The organism is Rubrivirga aquatilis (assembly GCF_046845665.1).
Classification (GTDB): domain Bacteria; phylum Bacteroidota; class Rhodothermia; order Rhodothermales; family Rubricoccaceae; genus Rubrivirga.
This window is the reverse complement of record NZ_CP177355.1, coordinates 2,531,395-2,552,218: the sequence shown is the minus strand read 5'-3', so window position 1 is coordinate 2,552,218 and position 20,824 is coordinate 2,531,395. Positions and strand designations below refer to the sequence as shown.

Genomic DNA, 20,824 nt, shown 5'->3' with positions numbered 1-20,824 from the left:
GCGCCGGGGTCCCCACCAGCCTCTCCCTCCGCGTCTGATGGTGCCCCCACCCGCCCGACCCACGAGCATCTCCGTCGTCCTTCCGACGCTGGACGAAGCCACCGCCATCGGCGCGACACTCACGAGCATCGCGGCTCAGCCGGGCCCGTGGGACGCGATCGTGGCCGACGGCGGCTCGACCGACGACACGGCCGAACGCGCACGGGCGGCGCTGGCGGGGGTGCAGATCGTGGATGCGGAACGGGGACGCGCGCGACAGATGAACGCGGGCGCTGCGCGGGCGACCGGCGACGTGCTCCTCTTCCTACACGCGGACACCCGCCTCCCCGGTGGTGCGTTCGATGCCGTGCGGACGGCGCTGACGGATCCGCTGGCGGTCGCCGGCTGCTTCCGGACGACGTTCGACCACGACGAACGGGGCGACTTCGGTCCGATCGGGCGCACGTTCATGCGACTGTGGGAGGCGCGGCTGTGGATGCGCTGGCACCGCCTCGCATTCGGGGACCGCGCGCTGTTCGTCCGCCGCGAGGTGTTCGAGGCCGTCGGCGGCTTCCCGGACCAGCCCATCTTCGAGGACCTCGACGCCGTCCGCAGCGTGCGCCGGCTCGGCCGGTTCGTGTTCCTCGACGCCGAGGTCGTGACCTCCGCACGGCGGTACCGGAGGCACGGGGCGGTCCGCCAGCAGCTCCGGAATTTGTCCCTGTGGACCGGCTGGAATGCGGGGCTGGCGCCGGCTCGGCTCAAGCAGTTCTACAGCGACCTCGACCGGGGCGACTGACCGGTCGAAGCGGGGGCTCGCGCCTGCTGGTGAGACGCGTGTGTTTGCGGACCGGATCGGTCACGGCAGCGTTACGGGTGAGCGTCCCAGAGCGCACCGCCTCCTCCGAGGGTCGGCGCTCGCTTTCCGGACCCGCCCCCCCTCCTGCTATGCGGACTCTCGCTCTCCTCGCCGTCCTCTTCACCGTCGCCGACGCTCAGGCCCAGGCGCTCCGCGTCGTCTCGCCCACCCTCTCGGTGGATGGCGATCGCGTCGCCACCGTCGGCGGGCCCCTCGCCCAAAACCCGTTCGGGGTGCTCACGATCGCGGTCCCTGGCGACGGGACGTATCTCGTCTCCGATCGCCCGTTCGCCGGCGCCCGCCGGGGCGGCCAGTTCGACGGACGGGGGCTGTACCTCGCCGCCAATGGCCGGAGCGTCCGCTTGGTCTCGCGCGAGCCCATCCTGGACGCCCGGGGTCCAGTGACAGCCTACGTCCGCCACGACCGCAGCCGCGTCGCCCCAGGCCCCGCCCGGCTGGCGGTTGCCGACGGCATCGACGGGCGTGGGCAGCGGAGTGCCGAGCGTTCTCCCCAGATTCGGACGCCCCTCGCTGGGCCCAGACCGAGCGCCGAGCGGGCAGCGCCTCGCGGTGTGGAGGCGGACCCTGAAGCCGCTCGCTTGCGGGTTGAACTCGACCGGCTCGTCGCCGACCGGCAGCGGATGGCGCGCGAGCGGGACCGGCTCCGCGCGGACCGCGACGCCGCCCTCCGCGAGCGCCGGCGGGCCGAGGCGCGGTCCCAGACCGGCACCTCAGAGCGCCTTTCCATGCTCGTGGCCGAGCGAGACCTGTTGGGTGCAGAGGTCGAGCGGCTCCGGTCCGAGCGCCGCCAGCTCGCCGCCGCTCTCGACCGAGCGAACACCGAGCGGGACCGGCTCGCCGCCGAGTTCGCGTCACTGCGCGAGCGCGCCGAGGCCACCGAGGCCCGCGCTGCGTCGTCGCGCCGGGCTCGCGAGGATTCCGATCGACTTCGCGCTGAGGTCGACCGCCTGCGCCGCGCCCTGGTCGCTGCCGACGGCGCCCGGGGGGCGCTGGCCGTAGAGCAATCGGACCGGACGGGACGCCTCGCTGCACTGGAGGCCCAGCTCGCCCAGGCCACCGCGGACCGCAACCGTGCCATCACGTCGCGCGACCAGGCGTACGCCGACCGCGACGCCGCCTACGCTCAGCGCGACGACGCCCTCTTGGCACGCGACGCCAACTCCGCGACCGTCGCTTCGCTCCGCAGTCAGCTTGCGCGAGCGGATACCCCAGCCGTTCCGACCTCGTCCAGCGATCTCGACGCGCACCGTGCGGCGCTCGCCCGAGACCGCGCCCTGCTCGCGGCCGACCGCGCGGCCCTTGCGGCGGAGCGTCGCGCCCTGGAAACGGCGGGCTCTCTCGGTACCGCCGCCACGGCGGACCGGACGGCGCTCCTCGATCGCCTCGCAGCGGCGAATGCAGAGCGTGAGGCGCTTGCCCACGAGCGAGACCGGCTCGCGACGGAACTCGCGACCTTGCGCGCCGCACGAGCCGTGGGCCCAGCTACCGCGGCCGCGGCCCCTCCCACAGGGGGCGTCGCCTTCCTGCCCGGCTTCGACTTTGCCCGGCTTGCCAACCCCGACGTCGTCCGCCGCCGCCTCGACGAGGCCGAGTACCCGCGCTGGGCCAGCATCGGCCGCATCGAGGGCGACGTGCTGGTCCTGTTCCAGACCGACCCGACCGGCCGCGTCATCCGCACCGCCGTGCCGACACCGATTGGCGGCGGGCTCGACGGGCTCGCGGAGGAGGTCGTCCGCGAGATGCGGTTCGTCCCCCCGGTCGTCGACGGCCAACCGACGGGCTTGCGCTCCCAGGTTGTCGTCCGGTTCGAGATCTGACGACTACTCCAGCGGGGCTTCGCCGGTGACGGACTCCGGCCTGCCCTCTTGCCACGTGTTGAACTTGTCGACTAGCGCGCGCTGGAGGCCGGGCGTGGCTGCTCGAATGGCGCCCCACACGTCGGGCGCGAGCGTCTCGACGGGTTCGTAGAGCACGGAGCCGTCGCGGGTCTCGGCGTCGACCATGAGCGGGTCGCCGCCCTGCAGCGGAGAGAAGGAGGTCGCCAGCAGGAACACGCTCAGCCCGAACGCCGCGCGGAACGCGCCGAATGCGCCGCCGGCGGCCTTGTCGAGCACGCCCAGCTTGATCGCTTCCAGCGTCCTGCGGAAGATGGTCGCGACGATGGTGATCCCGAGGAGGACGGCTCCGAAGGTGACGACGAAGCCCAAGACCGGCGCCGTCCGGTGGCTCACGCCCAGGCTGAAGGCGATGAGCCGGCCGACCGGGCCCATCAGCGCCGTGGCGACGACGAACCCCGCCACCCAGCCGACGGAGTTCACGATCTGGACCAGCGCGCCGGTGCGGCCCCCCCGCCAGATCCCGAAGGCGAGCACCAGCCCCAACGCGGCGTCGAGGCCGTTCACGCCCCCAGAAGCGCGCGGACGACGGTCTGAACGCGCCCCCCGTCGGCGACGCCCTTGAGCTCCGACATCGCCTCGCCCATCACACGGCCCATGTCCTTCATGGTCGTCGCGCCCGTCCGTGTCACGATGGCCTGGACGACCGCGTGGATGTCCTCGTCGGTGGCCTGTGCCGGGAGGTAGGCCTCGATGTAGCCCAGCTCCGCCGCCTCGCGCTCGGCGAGGTCGTCGCGGCCCGCCTCGGTGAACTGCTGGATCGAGTCGCGGCGCTGCTTGACCTGCTTGGCCACGATCGCCGTCGCCGTGTCGTCGTCGATGGGCTGGCCGGCCTCCTTCTCCTTGGTCGTGATGGCGCTCTGAAGCATCCGGATCGCCCCGAGCCGAACCTTGTCCTTCTGACGCATGGCGTCCTTGAGGTCTCGGGCGAGCGTCTCTTTCAACATGTCGTGTATGGCGTGTCGGGCCAAGCTACCGCCGGCCCCGCATCGCCCTCGGCCTCAGCGCAGGACGAACCGCACCGCCAGCACGCCCAGCCCTACCTGCATCACGCCTAGCGCCAGCGCCGATTGCCGGTCGAGTGACAGAGCTCGGTCACGGACGGTGGGGTCGGCATAGTCGAGCGAGGTCTCGTCGCGGTACCGATCGTCGACCCGGTCGGCGCGGAACTTCAGCGTGACCGCGAGCGCTCCGGCGGCGACGGCCCCGGCCGCCAGACCGACATCGATGAGCGTACGCCCGGTCGTGGAGCGTTCGGTGGGCAGGAGTGCGGCTTCAGGTACGGTCCCCACACCGAGCGGCAGGATCAGGGTCACGCGCTCCGTCCCCGCCGCGACCTGTCGGTCCACCGACTCGTAGCCCGCCAGAGACGCCCGCAGCGCCAGCGATTCGCCCGGGATCAAGTCGACAGTGAGCGGCGCCCGACCCAGGGTATCGGATCCGGTCGCCGTCTCGCGCACGATCAGCGCGCGGATCGGAACGGTCTCGACGCGGACCCGCATCGGCAGCGTCAGCGCGACGCGGATGGAGTCGCCGCTGGCCAGCGCCACCTCGGCACCGACTCGACGGGGGTCCCAGGCACTGGCATCGTCGACGAGGGCCACGGTGCGATCGCCGGGAGCGACGGCGATCCATTCGCCCGCCGTGCCCGCCTCGGCACCGTCTACGATTACATCCCCAGCCGGAGCGTCCACCCGGAGGTGGGCGGTTTGGGCGGCGAGCGGGGCCGCGAGCAGGGTGAGCAAAAGCGCGATCCGGGTCATGGCGCGGCGTGGAAGGCGACGACATGGCGGGGCTCGATCAGCACGATCAGCAGCCCTCCGCCGACCGCGAGCGCGCTCTTGACGCGGCCCCGAAGTGGCGACGCCGTGAGTTCGCGGCCGGTCGCTCCGTCGAGCACGAGCAGCCGCTCGTCCATCGTGCCGATCGCGAGCGCATCGCCGACCCAAGCGGGGCGGGCGCCGACGTTGCCGTCGATGGTGTGGCGCCAGCGTTCGGCGCCGGTCGCGGCGTCGAGCACGCGCGTCGTGCCGTCGGTGAAGCCGACCGCCAGACGATCGCCCGAGACCGAGGCTGTCGTCGCCCGGAGCACGCGGTCGGCGTCGATTCGCCAGCGTATGGCACCCGTCGCAGCGTCGAGGCGGACGACGGCACCGCGAGCGGTCGAGACGTAGACGGCGGCGTCGGCTACCGCTGGCGCAGCGTAGATCGGCTGCGCCAGCTCGGCCGCCCAGCGCTCGGCCCCCGTCGCCGGGTCGAGGCGCACCACGCGGCCCGCGTCGTCGGCGACAATTACGTCCCCACCGACAGCGACAGGCGGCGCCTGGATTTGCCCGCCTGCTTGCGCCATCCACTGCTCAGTCCCGGTCTCGGCGTCGAGCCCGACGATGCGGCCGTCGAGCATCCCCACGACCACCATCGAACCAACGCGAGCGACGCCACCTTGCACCGCCCCGCCGCGCCAGCGCCAGAGGCGGACCCCGCGCGACACGTCGAACGCCTGCACGCCGCCCTTCACCTCCGCCGTCGGCACGTAGAGCACGCGACCGTCCGGCGACACGCCGAGTTGGCCCTCGACGCTCTGCCCGAACTCGCCGCGAGCGACGACACCGCCGTCCTCTCGGTCCAGCACCACCACCTCGCCTTTCCGCGTCCCCACGACGACGTAGTCACCGGTGACGTACGCGGCGGCCGGGCCGAAGGCGGCCTCGGCATCCCGCTCCCACAGCGGCTCGATCGGTGTCGCGGGCGCCTCGGCATCCATCGCGCCGAGCGGCTCGCCCAAGTTGATCGTCGAGCAGCCCGAGAGCAGGAGCAGTAAAAGGAGACGCTTCATCAGAAGTCGTAGCCGAAGAAAAACTGGCCGAACCGCGTTTTCTCATCCCAGTCGAGCCCGTCCGCAAAGCGGTAGCCCATGTCGTAGCGGAGCACGATGGCGCCCAGAATGCTGGTGCGGACGCCGACGCCAAACGAGCCCTTCGTGGTGCCGACCAAGAGCGGCTCGCCCTCCCCGAAGCTGGTAAAATCAGGGTCGCGGAAGACGTCGTTGTAGCCGTCCGTCCAGTTGTGCGCGGCGTCGACGAACAGCGCGCCGCGGATGCCGGCGAGGATCGGGTACAGCGGCGGGCGGCGCAGGAGGGGAAAGCGCACTTCGTGCGAGGTGAACCACAGCTTGGAGCCGCGCACGCGCAGGAACGGGAAGCCGCGCAGCGACCACGACCCGCCGACGAGATTCAGCCGTGCCCGCCGCCCCACGTTCGCCTGAAATAGGCCCCACGACGCCAGCTGCACGTCGTTCGTGATCCGCAGGTAATGCCGCAGGTCCGCCGTCACCGAGTAGTAGCTCTCGTTCGACTGCCACAGGTCGGTCGCGTAGCCGACGGCCAGGCGCCCGCGGAAGCCCTGCACGGGGCCCCACGGTCCGTACAGCGCATGGTCCTCCACCAGCGAGAGCGAGTTCGCCAGCGTCGCCGTGCGCAGCGTGTCGAATACGGTCTGCGTCCGGTCGGACGTGCGGAGCAGACCGGACTTCTCGCCGTAGCCGAACGACGTTTCCAAGTCGACGCGGCGGAACAGCGACAGGGGGTAGCTCACCAGCCCGAGCACGCCGACGCGCTGCTCGTAGGCTGGGATACGCGAGGCTTGCGCCGGGTCGCTCCGGTCGAAGCGCGGCCCCGCCAGCCGATACGCCCCGTAGCCCACGTTCGCGCGGCGGCCAAGGTGGAGCCGCGTCACCGACACGTTCAGGCCGTCCAAGAACGAGCGGCCGCCCTGCAGCGAGTTCGCCGAATAGGCCGTGACGTAGATCCGGTCGTCGCCCAGCAGGTCCGAGAACGCGACCGTCGCGCCGCCTGCCGAGGCGCTAGCGGTCGTCGTTGTGGCGAAGCCGCCCTGGGCGATGTCAAGCTGGTAGCGCCGCGTGTACGGCTCGCCCTCCACGCCGTCCACCTCGTAGCGGTCGTACGTCCACGGCTGGGCGACGGGCGGCACGCCGGCCGCGACGATCTGCTCGGGTGCGGCCGCCAGCGAGTCGAGGTCGAGGGCGCGAACGGTAAAGCGGAAGTCCTCGAAGGCCGCAAACACGAGGGACTCCTCGTCGGCCCAGAACGGATCGAAGGCGGCCGAGGCGAAGCGTGTGAGCTGGCGGAGTTCGACGGCCGTCTCCTCCACCCGCTCGGCGCCGCCGGGGACCTCGGCCGTGGGGGGGGCCACCTCGGCCCCGTCGTCGGCCAACACGCGCGGCGCGTCCAGCGTCGCCAGCCACAGGTCCTGGGCACTGAACTTGCCATCCGGCTCGCGCCGGGCGCTCGCGAACGCGATCCGGTCGCCGGCCGGGCTCCAGCGCGGTGAGATGTCCACTTGTGGGCCCGCCGTGACGTAGTCCAGCGCGCCCGTGTCGAGATCGAGCGTGAACAGGTTGAAGGCGCCCTCCGGCCCGAAGGCGGTACGGTCGGAGGCGAACGCGACCGTTCGGCCGTCGGGCGAGAGGTCCGGCTCGCGGTCTGTGTAGGCGTCGTTGGTCAGCTGGCGCAAGACGCCCGAGTCCCGGTCGTAGACGTAGAGGTCGGCCTGCCCGCCCCGGTCGATGCCGGCGAAGACGACCCGGTCGCCGCCCTCGGCGACGGTCGGTGAGTAAATGGCCACCAGTTCGTCGAAGCCCAGCATCGCCAGCCGGTCGCCGGTCGCCAGGTCGAGCAGGTGGATCACGTCGGTCGCCCCGCGCTTGGAGACGAACGCGAGGACGCCGTCGGGGCTCACGTCCAGACGGCTCTCGAACAGGTGGAACGCCTCGAAGTCGAGCGACCGGCCGGACTCCACGACCCGGCGCGGCGTGCCGAGCGGCTCCAGGTTTGGCCCAACTTCTTGCGCCAAGATTGCTGAGTAGCTGCCCCGGTTGGAGTAGAACACGACCTCGCGCCCTCCGTCGGGCCGCGTCCACACGGCTGGTTTGGCGTTAAAGCCGCGCACGGCGACCGGTGCCGTCGTTAGCGAGGCCACATCGGCACCGACGAGCTTCGGCGTGTACTGCGCCCGGATCCACGCCTCCCAGTCGTCCGACACGTCTTCCTCGCCGAGCACGACGGCCAGCACGTCGCCAAAGTCGCTGCCCCGCCACGACTCCTCGATCAGGTCCAGCAGCCGCTCCTCGCCGTACTCCTCGGCGACGAATCGGCAGAAGGCCTCGCCCTCTTTGTACATCACAAACGAGCCCGCAATCCGGCCCATGTCGTGGAGCGGCACGAAAAAGTTGGACGCGACGGCGTCGCGCATGATCATCTCGTGCTGCATGTCGGGCTCGCCGCTCCAGAACTCCGCCAGCCCCTCCGTGAACCACAGCGGCAGGAACTGGTCGGTCGGCCGGCGGTGGTCGCGGAGCACGCGCGCCAGCTTGTTGAACGTGAACACGTGGACCAGCTCGTGGCGGATCACGCGTTGGAACCGCCCCAGGTCGCCGTCCGCCGGGATCACGACCCGGCCCTTGAGGAACTCGAAGAAGCCCCCGACACCGTCTGGGATGAACCCGGGAGTAATGTTGGTCTGCTTAAAGTGCAGGTTGGTCGCGTAGAAGACCAGCGGGACCCGGTGGTTCAGCGACAGGTCGAAGCGCGTCTCCAGCACCTCGTACCACTCCTCGGCCGACTGGGCACCGATCGCCGCCAGGTCCTCCGCCTCGGGGTAGTAGTAGACGTCGAAGTGCTCCGTCCGGAGCACGTGCCAGTCGAAGCCCTGGTACTGGATCTTGTTGCGGCCGAAGCCCTGCGCCTGCGCGCTGGCGGCCAGCCCGATGAGGGCGGCCACCACGGTCAGCAGTCGCAAGGCTCGCGTCGTCCGGGTCATCGGGTCGGGGGTGTCAGACGCTAGGCACACCTGCGCGCGGGTGCAAGGGCAGAACCGTCGGGCTGAGCCGAATCGTGCGTGGCCATGGCGCACGCCCATCCCCCGTCCGCGCCGCGCCCAGGATGGACGGCGGGCGCCAGCCCCAACGCCCTCCGCTTGAATAGCCCCTGGGCCCTTCCCCCCCCCGATCAACCGGCACGCGCAAGCGGTCATCGGGCCAGCGCGGGCGATCAACGCGCCGGTGCACCGGCTCCGCCCGGTCGCCCGCCGGCCGCTACGGCTGGCGCGGGATCAAAAGCAGCGCCTCCTGACGCGGGTCGATGTACCGCACCGACTCGCCGTCGAAAAAGGCGTCCTCTTCCAGCATGAACCGGACGGTCTTTCCGCCCCACTCCGGCACCGCAACGGCCGCGTTGAGCTCGATCGAGTGCGCCGTGTTCGGGTACAGCGGGTAGTCGCCACGCCCCGGCACGCCGGCCTGCTGGTCCCACAGCCCGATCGTCGGGCCCGCGCCGTGCCCGTGCGTCCCGATGGGGTGCGTGTAGATGGTCGCCGCGAGGTCCTCCGCCTGCGCGCCGTCGAGCGCCGCGCGCAGGATGTCGTTGCCCGAGCGCCCGCTTGCGAAGGCGCCGGTGAGCAGGTCCTGCGTCCGGTTCGCCGCCGCGAGCCCCGCCGCCAGCCCGGCCGGTGCCGCGGTCTCGCCCGGGCGGAGCACGTACGCCATCTGCTGCGTGTCGGTCTGAAGCCCGAGGTACGAGATCCCGAAGTCGACCCAGACGAGGTCGCCGGGCTGGATCACGTTGTCGGCGGGGCGGCTCGAAAAGTCGTCGCCGGTGCCGGGCGCGTCGGCGCGCTGGACCGAGACGCCGGGGTGGAACCACGTCGTGAGCCCGAGCGACCGGATCCGGTCGCGGTACCACCACCCCAGGTCGTCGGTCGTCGTCACGCCCGGCGTGATCCCCGCCTCGCTCAGCCCCTCGTGCAAGATGCCGCGCGCGATGCGGACGACCGTCGGATAGACCGCCATCTCGGCCTCCGTCCGCGTTTCGAGCCACCCGACCGCCAGCCGCTCCCCGGACACGACGCGGTCACGGTACCGCGCCGGCAGCGCCGCCGTCAGCCCGTCCAGTTCCGAGGCCGTGATGCCGTCCGCGAGCGCGAACGTCTCGGATCGGTTGACGGCGATCCGCCGGGGGTCGCGCTCGGCGACGATCTCGGCCACGCGCGCCCACTGGTCGGGCTGCGATTCGGGGTCCCAGGCGCGCGGGAACGGTCCCACGTCGTACCGCGCGACGGCCAGCCGCTCGAACGCCGTCCCGTCGTCGTGAAAGACGAGCACGGTCCGCCGCCGCGCCGCCAGCCACGTCGCCGGCAGCATCGTCTCGATGACGGGGTCCTCGTTGTACTCGCGCGCCGAGACGATCCACAGGTCGATCCCCTCGCGCCGCATCAGCGCCGGGACGACCGCGTCGAGACGCATCTGGAGCCAGGCGTCCTGCACCGCCGCCCGCTCGCGCATCGGGAGGATGGCGGGGATCTCAGACTGGGCCTGAACGAGCGGTCCGGCGAGGACGAGGGCGAGAACGAACAGCGGGCGCATCGACGGTCAGGGGGTGAGCGTCGAGGATAGCGACGGCCTACGCCAGCGTCTTCTTGAGCTGCTGGATGGTCTCGACCGGCGTCGGGTCGACCCCCTTGCGCACGGCCAGCCAGAAGCTGAGCGCGTCGCCAAGCTGGATCATCGCCAGCATCCGATCGAGGCGCGACTCTCCCTCCGCCGGGATCTTCGTCCACCCACCGATGGACGGGGCGACGAGCGCCCGGGTGGCCTCGAACCGCTTGGCGACCTGCGGGTGCTCCTCGGCGTCGCGCAGGGCGATGACCTGCATCCGAGTGAGCAGCTCGCGCGGCCCGGCCTCGAAGCCCATGATCTCGTTGTGGTCGAGCTCCGGGAGCACGTTGCCGACCGCCGGGTGCTTGGCGTTCTCGTGGATCTGCGTCCGCCAGCGCATCCCGACGGGCTCCAGCAGCCCCGGGCCGGTGTACACGACCGCCAGCGCGCCCTCGAACCGCTCCGCGAGGTCGCGGGCCTGGTTGCCCTCCCCGTCCTCGTCGTTGCGGGTGGCGCGGCGGCGGGCCGCGTCGAGGGCTGTGGCGAACGTCGCGTCGGACAGCTCCGCCAGGCCCAGCGTCTGCGCCAGCCGCAGGCCGACCCCGAGCGAGTACCCGAGCGCGGCTCGCGGCTGCAACCCGCCGGGGATCGTGACGGTGGCGTGGCCCGCCTCCGCGGCCCGCTCCGCCAACTCCCCGCCCGACGTGATCGCCAGGATTGTCGCGCCGCGCGAGGTCGCCTCGGCGTACGCCGACAGCGTCTCCTCCGTCCCGCCCGAGTAGCTCGACGCCACGACGAGCGTCTTCTCCCCCACCCAGCCCGGCAGCCCGTAGGCCCGGTTGACGGTCATCGCCAGCGGCGACGTCGGGGCAACGAGGCCCCGGACGAGGTCGCCGCCGATGGCCGAGCCGCCCATGCCGCAGAGCACGATGCCGTCGAGGGTAGACGCGTCGAGGCCGAGGTCGGCGAGAGCCGCGCCCCGGTCCCAGCCCAGGGCGAGGTGATCGGGGAAGGCCCGGACAGCGGCGCGCATGTCGCCGGGGTCGAAGGACGGGTCGTAGAGGGTCATTAGCAGGTATCGGCGTCGAGGCCGAGGAGGGCCGCGAGGTCGCGGTTGTGGCAGGCTAGGAAGTCGTCGAGCAAGCCGCGGACCGCGTCGGCGTCGGGCTGGCGCAGCGCGTGGGCGGCGAGCGCCTCGGCCTCCGCGAGGGTGAAGGCGCGGAGCACGCGCTTGACGAGCGTCAGGTAGGCCGGTGAAGCGCTGAGCGACCGGACGCCGAGCCCGACGAGCAGCGGGGTCACGCGCGGGTCGGCGGCCAGTTCGCCACAGACCGAGACCGGGATGCCGGCGGCCCGGCCGGCGGCCGCGGTCCGGGCGACGAGCGCGAGCACGGCCGGGTGGAGCTCGCGGTAAAGATCGGCCACAAGGTCGTTGCCCCGGTCGACGGCCAGGGTGAACTGGGTGAGGTCGTTGGTCCCGATCGAGAAGAAGTCGACCTGCGCGGCGAACGTCTCCGCCTGGAGCGCCACGGCCGGGACCTCGACCATGATGCCCAGGGGCACGTCGCCGCCGTAGTCGGCGCCCTCGGCGTCGAGCTCGCGGCACACGTCGTCGAACACCGCTCGGAAGGCGGCGACCTCGCCGATGCCCGAGACCATCGGGAGCAGGATCCGGGGCGGGGCGCCTTCACCGGCGGCATGCGCGGCGCGAAGGACCGCGCGGAGCTGGGGGCGGAGCAGGTCCGGCTTGTTGAGCAAGATCCGAATGCCCCGCCAGCCCAGGAAGGGGTTGGCCTCGCGCCGCGCCATCGGGAGCACCTTGTCGCCCCCCAGGTCGAGCAGGCGGAACGTGACCGGGTGCGGCGCCGAGGCCACGACGGCGTCGCGGTAGATCTCGAGCTGCTGCTCCTCGTCGAGCGCCCGTCCCTGCGTCAGGAACAGCATCTCGGTGCGGAACAGCCCCACGCCCGCCGCGCCGAACTCGTGGAGCAGGGGGAATTCCTCCCGGAACTCGACGTTCGCCTGGAGCGCCACCGGCTCGCCGTCGAGCGTTTCGGAGGGCGCCGCCAGCAGCGACTCCCGGTCGGCCATGAGCCCCGCAAAGCGGGCGGCCTTCGCCTCCGCGGACGCCTTCGTCTCGGCGGTCGGGTTGATGATCACCGTCCCGGAGAACCCGTCCACGACCACCTCGTCGTCGGGCCCGACGTGGTCCGCCAGTCCGTGCAGGCTGACGACGGCCGGGACGCCGAGCGCCCGCGCCATGATGGAGACGTGGCTCGTCGGCCCGCCAAAGTCGAGCACGACGCCACGGACGCCGCGCCGGCTGAAGAGGAGCACGTCCGCCGCCGTCAGGTTCTCGGCGACCACGACGCGGTCGGGGTCGATGCGCGAGACCGCGCGGCCCTGCTGGAGGTTGCGCAGGACGCGGTTCTGCACGTCGAGAAAGTCGGCCGCCCGCTCGCGCAGACTCGCGTTGGGGCTCGCCTCCAGCCGCTGGCGGTGCTCCGCGAGCACGGACTGGACCGCCCACCCCGCGCCCGCCTGGTGCTCGCGGACGTACGCCACGACGGCGTCGTAGAACTGGCGGTCGCGCAGGATGAGCAACTGTGCGTCGAAGATGCCCCCGGAGCCGCCGCCCAGCTTTTCGCGGGCGACCACGGCGATCTTCTTCAACTCGCGCTCGCTGCGGACGACGGCGCGTTCGAAGCGCTCCAGTTCGTCCTCGACCTGCGTCGCGTCGAGGTGGTCGCGCTTGGCCTGGTAGGCACCGGCGGCGAACAAGTACGCGGGTCCGACGGCAACGCCTGGCGCCACACCGATCCCCTCGACGCGGATCTCTGCGGAGACGGGGGGAGAATGCGTGGTCGTCATCGTCGTGGGGTAGTGGAAGGAGGCGGGTGTCCGGGGACCCGTCCCCTGCCCGCCTCGGATCCCTGCTAGACCGGCTCGCCGAAGCCACGTTCAAACAAGGCTTCCAAGGCGTCCGCCGCCTCGGCCTCGTCGGTGCCCTCGAAGAGCAGGTCCAGCGACGCCCCCTGCTCGGCCGCGAGCGTCATCACGCCGATGATGCTCTTGCCGTTGATCTCGTAGCCGTCCTTGCGGATGAAGAACTCCGAGGCGAACCGCGACGCCTCGCGCACGATCATCGAGGCCGGGCGCGTGTGCACGCCGGCCTTGTTGCGAACGGTGACTTCCCGGGTAATCATCGGCGCAAGTTAGAGGCTGCGGGTGGCGAGACCCAGGGCGAGATCTCGGAGGGCATGGGCGGCGGGCGTCGCGGGGAGATCGGCCAGCGCCCGGCGCCCGTCTCCGGTGTACTGGTGGACCCGCTCCGAGGCCTCGGCGAGCACGCCGAGCGCATCCAGCCGCTCGCGCACGTGGTCGACACGGTCGGGCGGGAGGCCGCCGGCAAAGACCGCCGCGAGCCAGGGCTCGTCCTCTGCCTCGGCCCGGTCGCGGGCGGCGAGCACGGGGAACGCCCGCTTGCCAGTCGTCAGGTCGGCGCCGACGGGCTTGCCCCAGCCGGGCCCGCCGGTCACGTCGAGCAGGTCGTCCTGAATCTGGAACGCGCGACCGAACGAGCGGCCCGCAGTGCGCAAGGCGCCCAGCGCATGGTCGTCGGCTCCTCCCAGGAGGCCTCCGACTTCGAGCGCGTGCTCCAGTAGCGCCCCCGTCTTGCCGTCGATCATGTGGAGGTAGGCCTCGACGGTCACGTCGTCGCGCGTCTCGAAGCCCATGTCGAGCGACTGGCCCTCGCACAGCCGCGCGACGGTCCGGTAGTGCGCCTCCGCCAGCGCCCCGGCTCGCGGGCCGGTCCCGACCACGAGGCGGGCCGCCAGGCCCATCATCAGGTCGCCGGCAAGGATCGCGGTCGGCACGTCCCACCGTTCGTGGACGGTCTCTCGTCCGCGCCGCGTCGGCGAGCCGTCCATGATGTCGTCGTGGACGAGCGTAAAGTTGTGAAAGACCTCGACGCCGAGCGCCGCCGGGAGCGCCGCCGCTCGCGCCCCGTCGCCTCCGAACGCCTCCGCCGCCAGCAGCACGAGCGCCGGGCGGATCCGCTTGCCGCCGCCCGCCAGCACGTAGCGCACGGGGTCGTAGAGGCCTGTCGGCTTGGCGGGCAGGTCGAGCGCCGTGAGGGCCGCGTCGACCTCGGCAGCGAGGCCGTCGAGCGTCGGGAGGGCGAGCGCCATCAGATCCCCGCCAGCCCGCGCTGCGTCGCGAGCACGTCCGCGATCCGCTCCTGCACCTCCTCCACGGTGCCCGTGCCGTCGATGGCGACGTAGCGGACATGCTTGCGCAAGGTGGCCTCGACGGGCGCCGTGTCCGCGTGGTAGACCTCGAGCCGATGGCGGATCGCGTCGGGCTCGTCGTCCGAGCGGTGCACGAGCCGGTCCTCGGGGACGTCCGCCGGCGGCGGGCTGAAGTCGAGGTGGTAGATGGCGCCGGTCTCGCGGTCCGTGCGCCGACGGGAGAGCCGACGGACCACGTCCTCGTCGGGGACCTGCAGGCTGATCACCGCGTCGAGCGGGGCGCCGGCCTCGGCTAGATAGTCGAGGACCCACTCCGCCTGCGGGACCGTCCGGGGGTAGCCGTCGAGCACGAACGGGCCGTGGTCGAGAGCCTGTAGGCGCTCGGCGACCAAGCCGTTCGTCACGTCGTCCGGGACGAGCGAGCCCTCCGCCAGCAGCGCGCTGACGCGAGCGCCGAGCGCGGTCTGCTCCTTGATGGCAGCCCGGAAGAGATCCCCGGTCGAGAGGTGCGTGAGGTCGTAGGCGGCGGCGAGGCGCTTGGCCTGGGTCCCCTTTCCGGCCCCGGGCGGGCCGAACAGAGCGAGTCGCATGGCGGTCGAGTGTCGTGGCCTGGAAGATAGACGGGGCCGGAGTCCACCGTCGCCGCTGGCGGGGAGAGGAGACTAATCCGACAGCGCGTCGATCGTCCCGTCGGCGTCCGTGTACCGCCGGATGAGGACGTCCATCGCCGCCTTGACGCCAAACCCGATGGCCGTCTTGACGGCCACGTCGATGGCCTCGCGGGTCGACGAGCTTGCCTGCTCGGTCTTGGAGTTGCGCTTGGCGTACATGGCGGGCACGACCGGCATCGCCTGCATCAGCGCCGTTTCCGTGTCCGCGCCGCGCGACACGCGGAGCGCAGCCTCCTCGATGGCGACGTCGATCCGGGCACGAACGAGGTCGAACTGGTCGGCCTCGGGGCGGCGCTTGGCGCGCTTGCGGAGCCCCCACAGCATGCCGAGCAGCACGGCAGCCCCGGCAGTCCCGCCGACGATCTCGAGGGGGCGCTGGCGGATGTAGTCCGAGAGCGGCCGACCGCCAACGTTGACGTCGTCGATGACGGCCATCGCCTCATGCTTGAGGGCGTCGAGCCGGTACTGGATGTCGCGCTCGCGCGCCCGCAACTGGGCGCGGACCTCGTCGGCTGTAAGGTGGACCTTCGAGGCGTTGTCGCCGGGCGAGGCGGACAACGGCAGCGACCGGGGGCCGGTCTCGAGCGACTTGGTGGGCGTGTTGGGGCCGGGGTTGGACATGTCGTGTGGTGGGATCGGCCTTAAACGGCGGAGCGGGCGGCGGACTGTCGCTGGGCCGCCTGGATCTGCTCGCGCGTGAGGGACTGCGCGTGCGCGCTGGCGCGCTTGGCCTCCATGGCCAGTTGCTGCGACTCCTTGACCTTTTTCATCCCCACCCAGCCGAGGAGCCCGGCCACGGCGAGCAGCAGCACCGTCGTGATGGCGAACCCGCCCCACAGGCTGCCCACGAGATCGCCGATCCCGAGCGCGACGGTCACGAACAAAAACAACACGGCGGTGATCGCCAGCAGGGCCGCCGGGACGAAGAACGCGGCCGCATCGAGGTAGTGCTGGACGCGTTCCAGCTGCCCAACGACGCCTTCGACCTGCCGCTTGACGAGGTCGATCCGGAGCTCGACCCACTCGCGAAGATCCTCAGAGAGGGCCGCGACGTGTCCGGTCACGCGGTCCAGCTTGGTCTGGTGCGGCGGGAGCATCCGGCTCTCCGGGGCGATCGTCGGCGCGTCCGCCAGCGTCGGGGACGGCTCGCGGACCGGGGCGGGCAGGGTCTCCATGCGGGGCACCGGCGGTCGGTACACGGGCGCAGCGGCGGGGTCCGAGGAGAGCGGCACCTCGGGCGGGGGCACGGGGTGGGGCAGACGGGCCATCGAGAGGGTCGGAGCACGGAGAGGGGCCGTGCGTACACGCCTCCCCCCTGCCCCAGGTTGCCACCGACGATGACGATCACGCCCTGCCCCACCCCGAATCCCAACAGCCTCAAGTTCGAGGTCTCCGGCGCGACGCTCCTCGACAACGGGCTGCTCGCATTCCACTCGGCGCGCGAAGCCGACGGCGACCCCCTCGGCGCCGCGCTCTTCGCCTTGCGAGGCGTCGAGACGCTCCTGATCGTGCCGTCGTTCGTGACGGTCACCAAGCACCCCGCCAGCGACTGGGACCTGCTGGCGGAGGGCGTCGAGCGGGTGATCCGCGATCACATCGGGTAGCCGCGGGCGCCAGAGTCTCAGGCGGATTGGGAGGCGCCGTGGGGCGCCGACCGAGCCGAACGAATCCGCTCGGCCGCCCGCTCGGCGATCATGATCGTCGGGGCGTTCGTGTTGCCGTTCGGGATGGTCGGCATCACCGAGGCGTCGACGACACGCAGCCCGTCGACGCCCCGCACGCGCAGGTCGAGGTCGACGACGGAGGCATCGTCCGCTCCCATGCGGCACGTACCGACCGGGTGGTACAGCGTCTCGCACGTTTCACGGACGTGCGCCTCGAGCCCGGCGCGGCTGAACGACGCCGGGCCCGGCTCAAGGGGCCGCCCGCGCAAGCCGTCGAGCGGGGCGGCCTCGCCGATGGACCGCGCCAGCTCCAGCCCGGCCACGAGCGCGGCGACATCCGACGGCTCGTGCAAGGCCGCCGGGTCGATGCGGGGAGCGGCCGTCGGGTCTCCGCTGGCGAGCGTGAGCCGACCGCGACTCTTGGGGCGGACAAGCGTCGGGCCGATCGAGAAGCCGTGCTCGGTCGGCGGCGTCTGGCCGTGGTCGAAAAAGTGGACCGGGGCGACGTGGAACTGGAGGTCCGGGACGGCAGCGCCGTCGGACGATGCAAACAGGCCCGCCTCGGCGATGTTGGAGGTCAGCATCCCTCGCCCGCCGACGAGGTACCGGAGCGCTTGCCCCAACGTCTCGCCGTTCATCAGCGAGACCGGCGACGTGAGCGCGTAGTGGAGGCCGGTGATCAGGTGGTCGTGCAGGTTCTCCCCCACCTCGGGCCGGTCAGCCACCACGCCGAGGCCGAGTTCACGCAAGTGCTCGGCTGGGCCGATGCCGGAGAGCATCAACAGCTGGGGGGAGTTGATCGACCCGCCGCAGACGATCACTTCCAGCTCGGCGCCAACGGTGACGGGGGTGCCATCGTGGACCAACTCGACACCGACCGCACGGCCATTCTCGATCACCACGCGGTGCGCAAACGCGTCGGTCCAGACGGTCAGGTTCGGCCGCCGTCGCGCTGGCTTCAGGAACGCCGCCGACGCCGACGCCCGGCGCCCCCCTTTCTGCGTGAGCTGGTACAGCCCTGCGCCCATCTGCTCGGCCCCGTTGAAGTCCGGGTTGGCTGCGTGCCCCCGATCCTCCGCCGCCGCCACGAACGCCTCACTGACCGGGCTCGGGCTAGCGGGGTCCTCGATCCGGAGCGGCCCGCCCGCGCCGTGGTACGGGCCCGCGCCCCGCACGTTGTCCTCGCTCTTCTTGAAGGCCGGCAGCACGTCGGCGTACGCCCATCCCTCGCAGCCCGCGTCGGCCCACCCGTCGTAGTCCGCGCGGTTGCCGCGGATGTAGATCATCGCGTTGATCGACGACGACCCGCCAAGCACGCGTCCGCGCGGCCAGTAGAGCTGGCGGCCGGCGGCGGCCGACTGCGGCGTGGTGTGGTAGTCCCAGTCCGCGTCGGTGTGGAACAGGCGCGAGAACACGGCCGGGATGCGGATCTCCGGGCGATCGTCGCTCCCCCCCGCTTCCAACAGCAGGACGCGGGCGTCGGGGTCTTCGGACAGGCGGGCGGCCAGGACGCACCCGGCGGAGCCGGCGCCGACGATGACGTAATCGTACATGACAGAGTGGGATGACGCAGTGCGGCAACGTACGACGCCCACCCCCCGGCCTGCGCGCTCCCGCCGCCGACGGCGGTGTAGGGAAAGGCCTGTCGCTCGCACCCGTCCCTCTGTCTAGTCGACGGAGATCGGCCAGCCGTCGGGGCCGTCCAGCCGAACCGCGAGGTCGCCGCGCAGCAGCGCTTCGAGGTCACGGCCGGCGAAGTCGTACCGCCAGCCGGGGAGCGCATCTGGCACGGCGTCCGGCCCTTCCTCCACCAGCGCCGTCAGCTGCGCCTTGGTGGCGATCAGGATCGAGTCGACGTCCTGCCGCTCGCACCGGCCCGCCAAGAACCCCTGGGCCACGAGGAGGCGCGCGGCACGTCGGAACTCGTCCGGGCCGGGGCGCCCGCGCCGCTCCGTTCGTTCGGGCTCGGCGTCGAGGCCTTCGGAGACCGCGTCGAGGATGCCGTTGCCGAAGCGGTGCCGTTGGCGGTCGGTCAGCTTGAGACGTGAGAGGTCGTTGTCGGAGCGCGGCGCGCGGTCGGCGATGTCCGCCAAGATGTCGTCGGGGACGACCATGCGGCGCGTCCGGTCGAGGTCGCGGGCCTCGCGCTCGCGCCACGCGGCGACGGAGCGGAGCACCGCGCGCTGCTGGCCGGACATCCGGCCGATCCCACGCGCTTTGACGCGGTCCACGGCGTCGTACGGATCGTTCTCCTCGAACAGCGACGGGTCATCGTAGCGGGACATCTCGTCCTCGACCCAGTCGAGCCGCCCGCGAGCGGCGGCCGCGTCGCGCAGCTTGTGATAGACATCGAGCAGGTAGCGCACGTCGTTGCCGGCGTACAGCTTCTGGCTCTCCGTCAGGGGCCGCTTGAGCCAGTCCGACCGCGTCTCGCCCTTGTCGAGGCGGAGATCGACGGCCCACTCGACCAGGTCCAGCAGCGAGGCCGTGGCCGTAAGCCCGACCAGCCCGGCAGCGCGCTGCGTGTCGAACGAGTTGGTCGGCAGAGTGCCCGTGGCGCGGGCCAGGATCTGGAGGTCTTGTGTCGCGTCGTGAAGCACCTTCACGACCGAGGCGTCCGCCAGCAGGTCGCCGAGCGGACCCATCTCGCCTTCGAGAGCGATGGTGTCGACCAGGTGCACGTCGTCGCCCCCGAGGCCGACCTGGACGAGGCCGAGGCCAGGGTAGTAGGTGCGCTCCCAGACGAACTCGGTGTCGAGCGCGACGGCCTCTTTCGAACGCGCCCGGTCACAGAGGGCGCGGAGCGCGGCCGGGGTGTCGATCATCGCAATCACTCACCCGCCCGCTTGATGGAGCACCCGAACGCCTGGGTGCGCTGCACCTCGACCGGCAGGCTCGCGATGCTCTGGTCCATCGCCTGCGCGAGGTACGGGACGCGCACGCGGTTGGCCGAGGCCGGGCTGTCGTCGAGGGCGCCGTCGTAACGCAGGGCGCCCGTCCCGTCGAAAAAGAACGCGTGGGGGGCATTCGACGCACCGAAGGCGGCCGCAAGCGTGCCCGCCGGATCGGCGAGGTACGGCACCGCGAGCCCGGCCCGGGCCGCAGCTTCCCGCGAGCCGGCGACCGTCTCGTGCTCGTTGACGGCCGGGTCGTTCGGGTTCACCAGCACGAAGCCGATGCCGGACGGGGCGTAGCGCTCGACGAGGGACGCGAGGCGGGGCGCGTAGCGGTCGGTCCAGGGGCAGGCGTTGCTCCAAAACATGACGACGAGACCGGAGGGGCCGGCGGCCTCGGCGAGCGACAGCCGCGAGCCGTCGGCCGCCGCGAGCGGCTGGTCGGCCATCGGGGGGGCCGCGCCAATGGCCAGTTGGGCGCTGGCCACGGGCACCGCGAGCGCGAACGCCAGAGACAGCAGAAGGAGACGAGTCATTAGGAAGTGGTGGGCGTGCGACCGGCCTGAACGTCGGCCACGGTCTGGACGAGAGCGTCGTAGGTGAGGCGGCCGACGTGGGTGTGCTGAACGATCCCCTCGCCGTCAAGGAGCATCGTGATCGGCAGGACGTTGCCGACAAAGGGGTTGAGTTGGCTCGTCATGTCGCCCTGACCCGTGTAGAGGTAGGACGGGTCGTCCACCTGATACTCGGCGAGGAAGGACTGAACCATCGAGCGGTCGGTCGGCTGGTCGAGCGAGACGAACCGGACGTGGACGCCCGCGGGCGCCTCGGCGTCGAAGCGGACGAATTCGGGAAACTCCGCGCGGCACGGGCCACACCATGTCGCCCAGAAGTTGAGGACCACCAGCTCCGCGTCGAGGCCGTCGAGGTCGTTGACGAGCGCCTCCGCGCTGGCGACATCCACGATCGGCGGGCCGGTGGGCGCGGCCGCATCGGTGCCGGGCGGTGCGTCCGTTGGCCCATCAGTGTCGGCACAGCCGAGGAGGGCCGCAAGCAGGAGAATCGGAAGCAAGCGCATAAACTGCGGGGGGGAACGACGGCCTCAACGCCCCAGTGTCGGGTGGAGTGCCGGGTGTGG

20 protein-coding genes are annotated in these 20,824 nt (G+C 71.8%); 3 read left to right on the top strand and 17 right to left on the bottom strand.

Annotated features, from left to right (window positions below; translation table 11 throughout):
* The first annotated feature begins 37 nt into the window (after positions 1-37).
* Positions 38-778, top strand: coding sequence for a TIGR04283 family arsenosugar biosynthesis glycosyltransferase (locus ACLII4_RS11100; RefSeq protein WP_412067467.1), 741 nt, complete (start codon positions 38-40; stop codon positions 776-778).
* A gap of 149 nt (positions 779-927) precedes the next feature.
* Positions 928-2,676 (top strand): TonB family protein, encoded by a 1,749-nt coding sequence (locus tag ACLII4_RS11095; protein WP_412067466.1) that lies wholly within the window; start codon positions 928-930, stop codon positions 2,674-2,676.
* 3 nt (positions 2,677-2,679) lie between these two features.
* On the opposite strand, the gene ACLII4_RS11090 is transcribed toward ACLII4_RS11095, so the two are convergent.
* The 13 genes from ACLII4_RS11090 to ACLII4_RS11030 all read right to left on the bottom strand — a co-directional run bounded on the left by ACLII4_RS11090 (position 2,680) and on the right by ACLII4_RS11030 (position 16,396).
* Positions 2,680-3,261, bottom strand: coding sequence for a CvpA family protein (locus ACLII4_RS11090; RefSeq protein ID WP_412067465.1), 582 nt, complete (start codon positions 3,259-3,261; stop codon positions 2,680-2,682).
* Positions 3,258-3,701: a GatB/YqeY domain-containing protein gene (locus ACLII4_RS11085; protein ID WP_412067464.1), complete on the bottom strand. Its 444-nt coding sequence runs from the start codon at positions 3,699-3,701 to the stop codon at positions 3,258-3,260. Before ACLII4_RS11085 ends, ACLII4_RS11090 begins: the two co-directional genes overlap by 4 nt.
* A 54-nt stretch (positions 3,702-3,755) precedes the next feature.
* Positions 3,756-4,517, bottom strand: a complete 762-nt coding sequence (locus ACLII4_RS11080) for a hypothetical protein (protein ID WP_412067463.1) — start codon at positions 4,515-4,517, stop codon at positions 3,756-3,758.
* Complete coding sequence (locus ACLII4_RS11075) at positions 4,514-5,590, bottom strand: PQQ-binding-like beta-propeller repeat protein (protein WP_412067462.1); 1,077 nt, start codon at positions 5,588-5,590, stop codon at positions 4,514-4,516. The genes ACLII4_RS11080 and ACLII4_RS11075 overlap by 4 nt, the downstream gene beginning before the upstream one ends.
* A complete protein-coding gene (locus tag ACLII4_RS11070) occupies positions 5,590-8,592 on the bottom strand; it encodes a BamA/TamA family outer membrane protein (RefSeq protein ID WP_412067461.1) in 3,003 nt (1,000 codons plus the stop codon). Before ACLII4_RS11070 ends, ACLII4_RS11075 begins: the two co-directional genes overlap by 1 nt.
* A gap of 274 nt (positions 8,593-8,866) precedes the next feature.
* Positions 8,867-10,192 carry a M24 family metallopeptidase gene (locus tag ACLII4_RS11065; RefSeq protein ID WP_412067460.1) on the bottom strand — a complete coding sequence of 442 codons (1,326 nt, stop codon included), beginning with the start codon at positions 10,190-10,192 and terminating at the stop codon, positions 8,867-8,869.
* A gap of 37 nt (positions 10,193-10,229) precedes the next feature.
* The gene (locus tag ACLII4_RS11060; protein WP_412067459.1) at positions 10,230-11,273 is read right to left on the bottom strand and encodes a bifunctional phosphoglucose/phosphomannose isomerase; all 1,044 of its coding nucleotides are present in this window, start codon (positions 11,271-11,273) and stop codon (positions 10,230-10,232) included.
* Complete coding sequence (gene ptsP, locus ACLII4_RS11055) at positions 11,273-13,075, bottom strand: phosphoenolpyruvate--protein phosphotransferase (protein WP_412067458.1); 1,803 nt, start codon at positions 13,073-13,075, stop codon at positions 11,273-11,275. Before ptsP ends, ACLII4_RS11060 begins: the two co-directional genes overlap by 1 nt.
* 65 nt (positions 13,076-13,140) lie before the next feature.
* Positions 13,141-13,410, bottom strand: a complete 270-nt coding sequence (locus ACLII4_RS11050) for an HPr family phosphocarrier protein (protein ID WP_412067457.1) — start codon at positions 13,408-13,410, stop codon at positions 13,141-13,143.
* A 9-nt stretch (positions 13,411-13,419) separates the two neighbouring features.
* Entirely contained in the window at positions 13,420-14,397 is a 978-nt protein-coding gene (locus ACLII4_RS11045; RefSeq protein WP_412067456.1) for a polyprenyl synthetase family protein, read from the bottom strand.
* On the bottom strand, positions 14,397-15,047 hold the full coding sequence (locus tag ACLII4_RS11040) for an adenylate kinase (protein ID WP_412067455.1): 651 nt from the start codon (positions 15,045-15,047) through the stop codon (positions 14,397-14,399). Before ACLII4_RS11040 ends, ACLII4_RS11045 begins: the two co-directional genes overlap by 1 nt.
* A gap of 72 nt (positions 15,048-15,119) precedes the next feature.
* Positions 15,120-15,749: a hypothetical protein gene (locus ACLII4_RS11035; protein ID WP_412067454.1), complete on the bottom strand. Its 630-nt coding sequence runs from the start codon at positions 15,747-15,749 to the stop codon at positions 15,120-15,122.
* 20 nt (positions 15,750-15,769) lie between these two features.
* Positions 15,770-16,396 carry a phage holin family protein gene (locus tag ACLII4_RS11030; RefSeq protein ID WP_412067453.1) on the bottom strand — a complete coding sequence of 209 codons (627 nt, stop codon included), beginning with the start codon at positions 16,394-16,396 and terminating at the stop codon, positions 15,770-15,772.
* Between the two features lie 69 nt (positions 16,397-16,465).
* Here ACLII4_RS11030 and ACLII4_RS11025 point away from each other — a divergent pair, with 69 nt between their 5' ends.
* Positions 16,466-16,732 (top strand): NifU N-terminal domain-containing protein, encoded by a 267-nt coding sequence (locus tag ACLII4_RS11025; RefSeq protein ID WP_412067452.1) that lies wholly within the window; start codon positions 16,466-16,468, stop codon positions 16,730-16,732.
* A 17-nt stretch (positions 16,733-16,749) separates the two neighbouring features.
* On the opposite strand, the gene ACLII4_RS11020 is transcribed toward ACLII4_RS11025, so the two are convergent.
* The 4 genes from ACLII4_RS11020 to ACLII4_RS11005 all read right to left on the bottom strand — a co-directional run bounded on the left by ACLII4_RS11020 (position 16,750) and on the right by ACLII4_RS11005 (position 20,758).
* Entirely contained in the window at positions 16,750-18,345 is a 1,596-nt protein-coding gene (locus ACLII4_RS11020; RefSeq protein ID WP_412067451.1) for a GMC family oxidoreductase, read from the bottom strand.
* Positions 18,346-18,459: 114 nt separating this feature from the next.
* Entirely contained in the window at positions 18,460-19,617 is a 1,158-nt protein-coding gene (locus ACLII4_RS11015; RefSeq protein ID WP_412067450.1) for a ribonuclease D, read from the bottom strand.
* 5 nt (positions 19,618-19,622) lie between these two features.
* Positions 19,623-20,222: a redoxin domain-containing protein gene (locus ACLII4_RS11010; RefSeq protein WP_412067449.1), complete on the bottom strand. Its 600-nt coding sequence runs from the start codon at positions 20,220-20,222 to the stop codon at positions 19,623-19,625.
* Positions 20,222-20,758, bottom strand: a complete 537-nt coding sequence (locus ACLII4_RS11005; protein ID WP_412067448.1) for a TlpA family protein disulfide reductase — start codon at positions 20,756-20,758, stop codon at positions 20,222-20,224. The genes ACLII4_RS11010 and ACLII4_RS11005 overlap by 1 nt, the downstream gene beginning before the upstream one ends.
* Between the last annotated feature and the right edge of the window lie 66 nt (positions 20,759-20,824).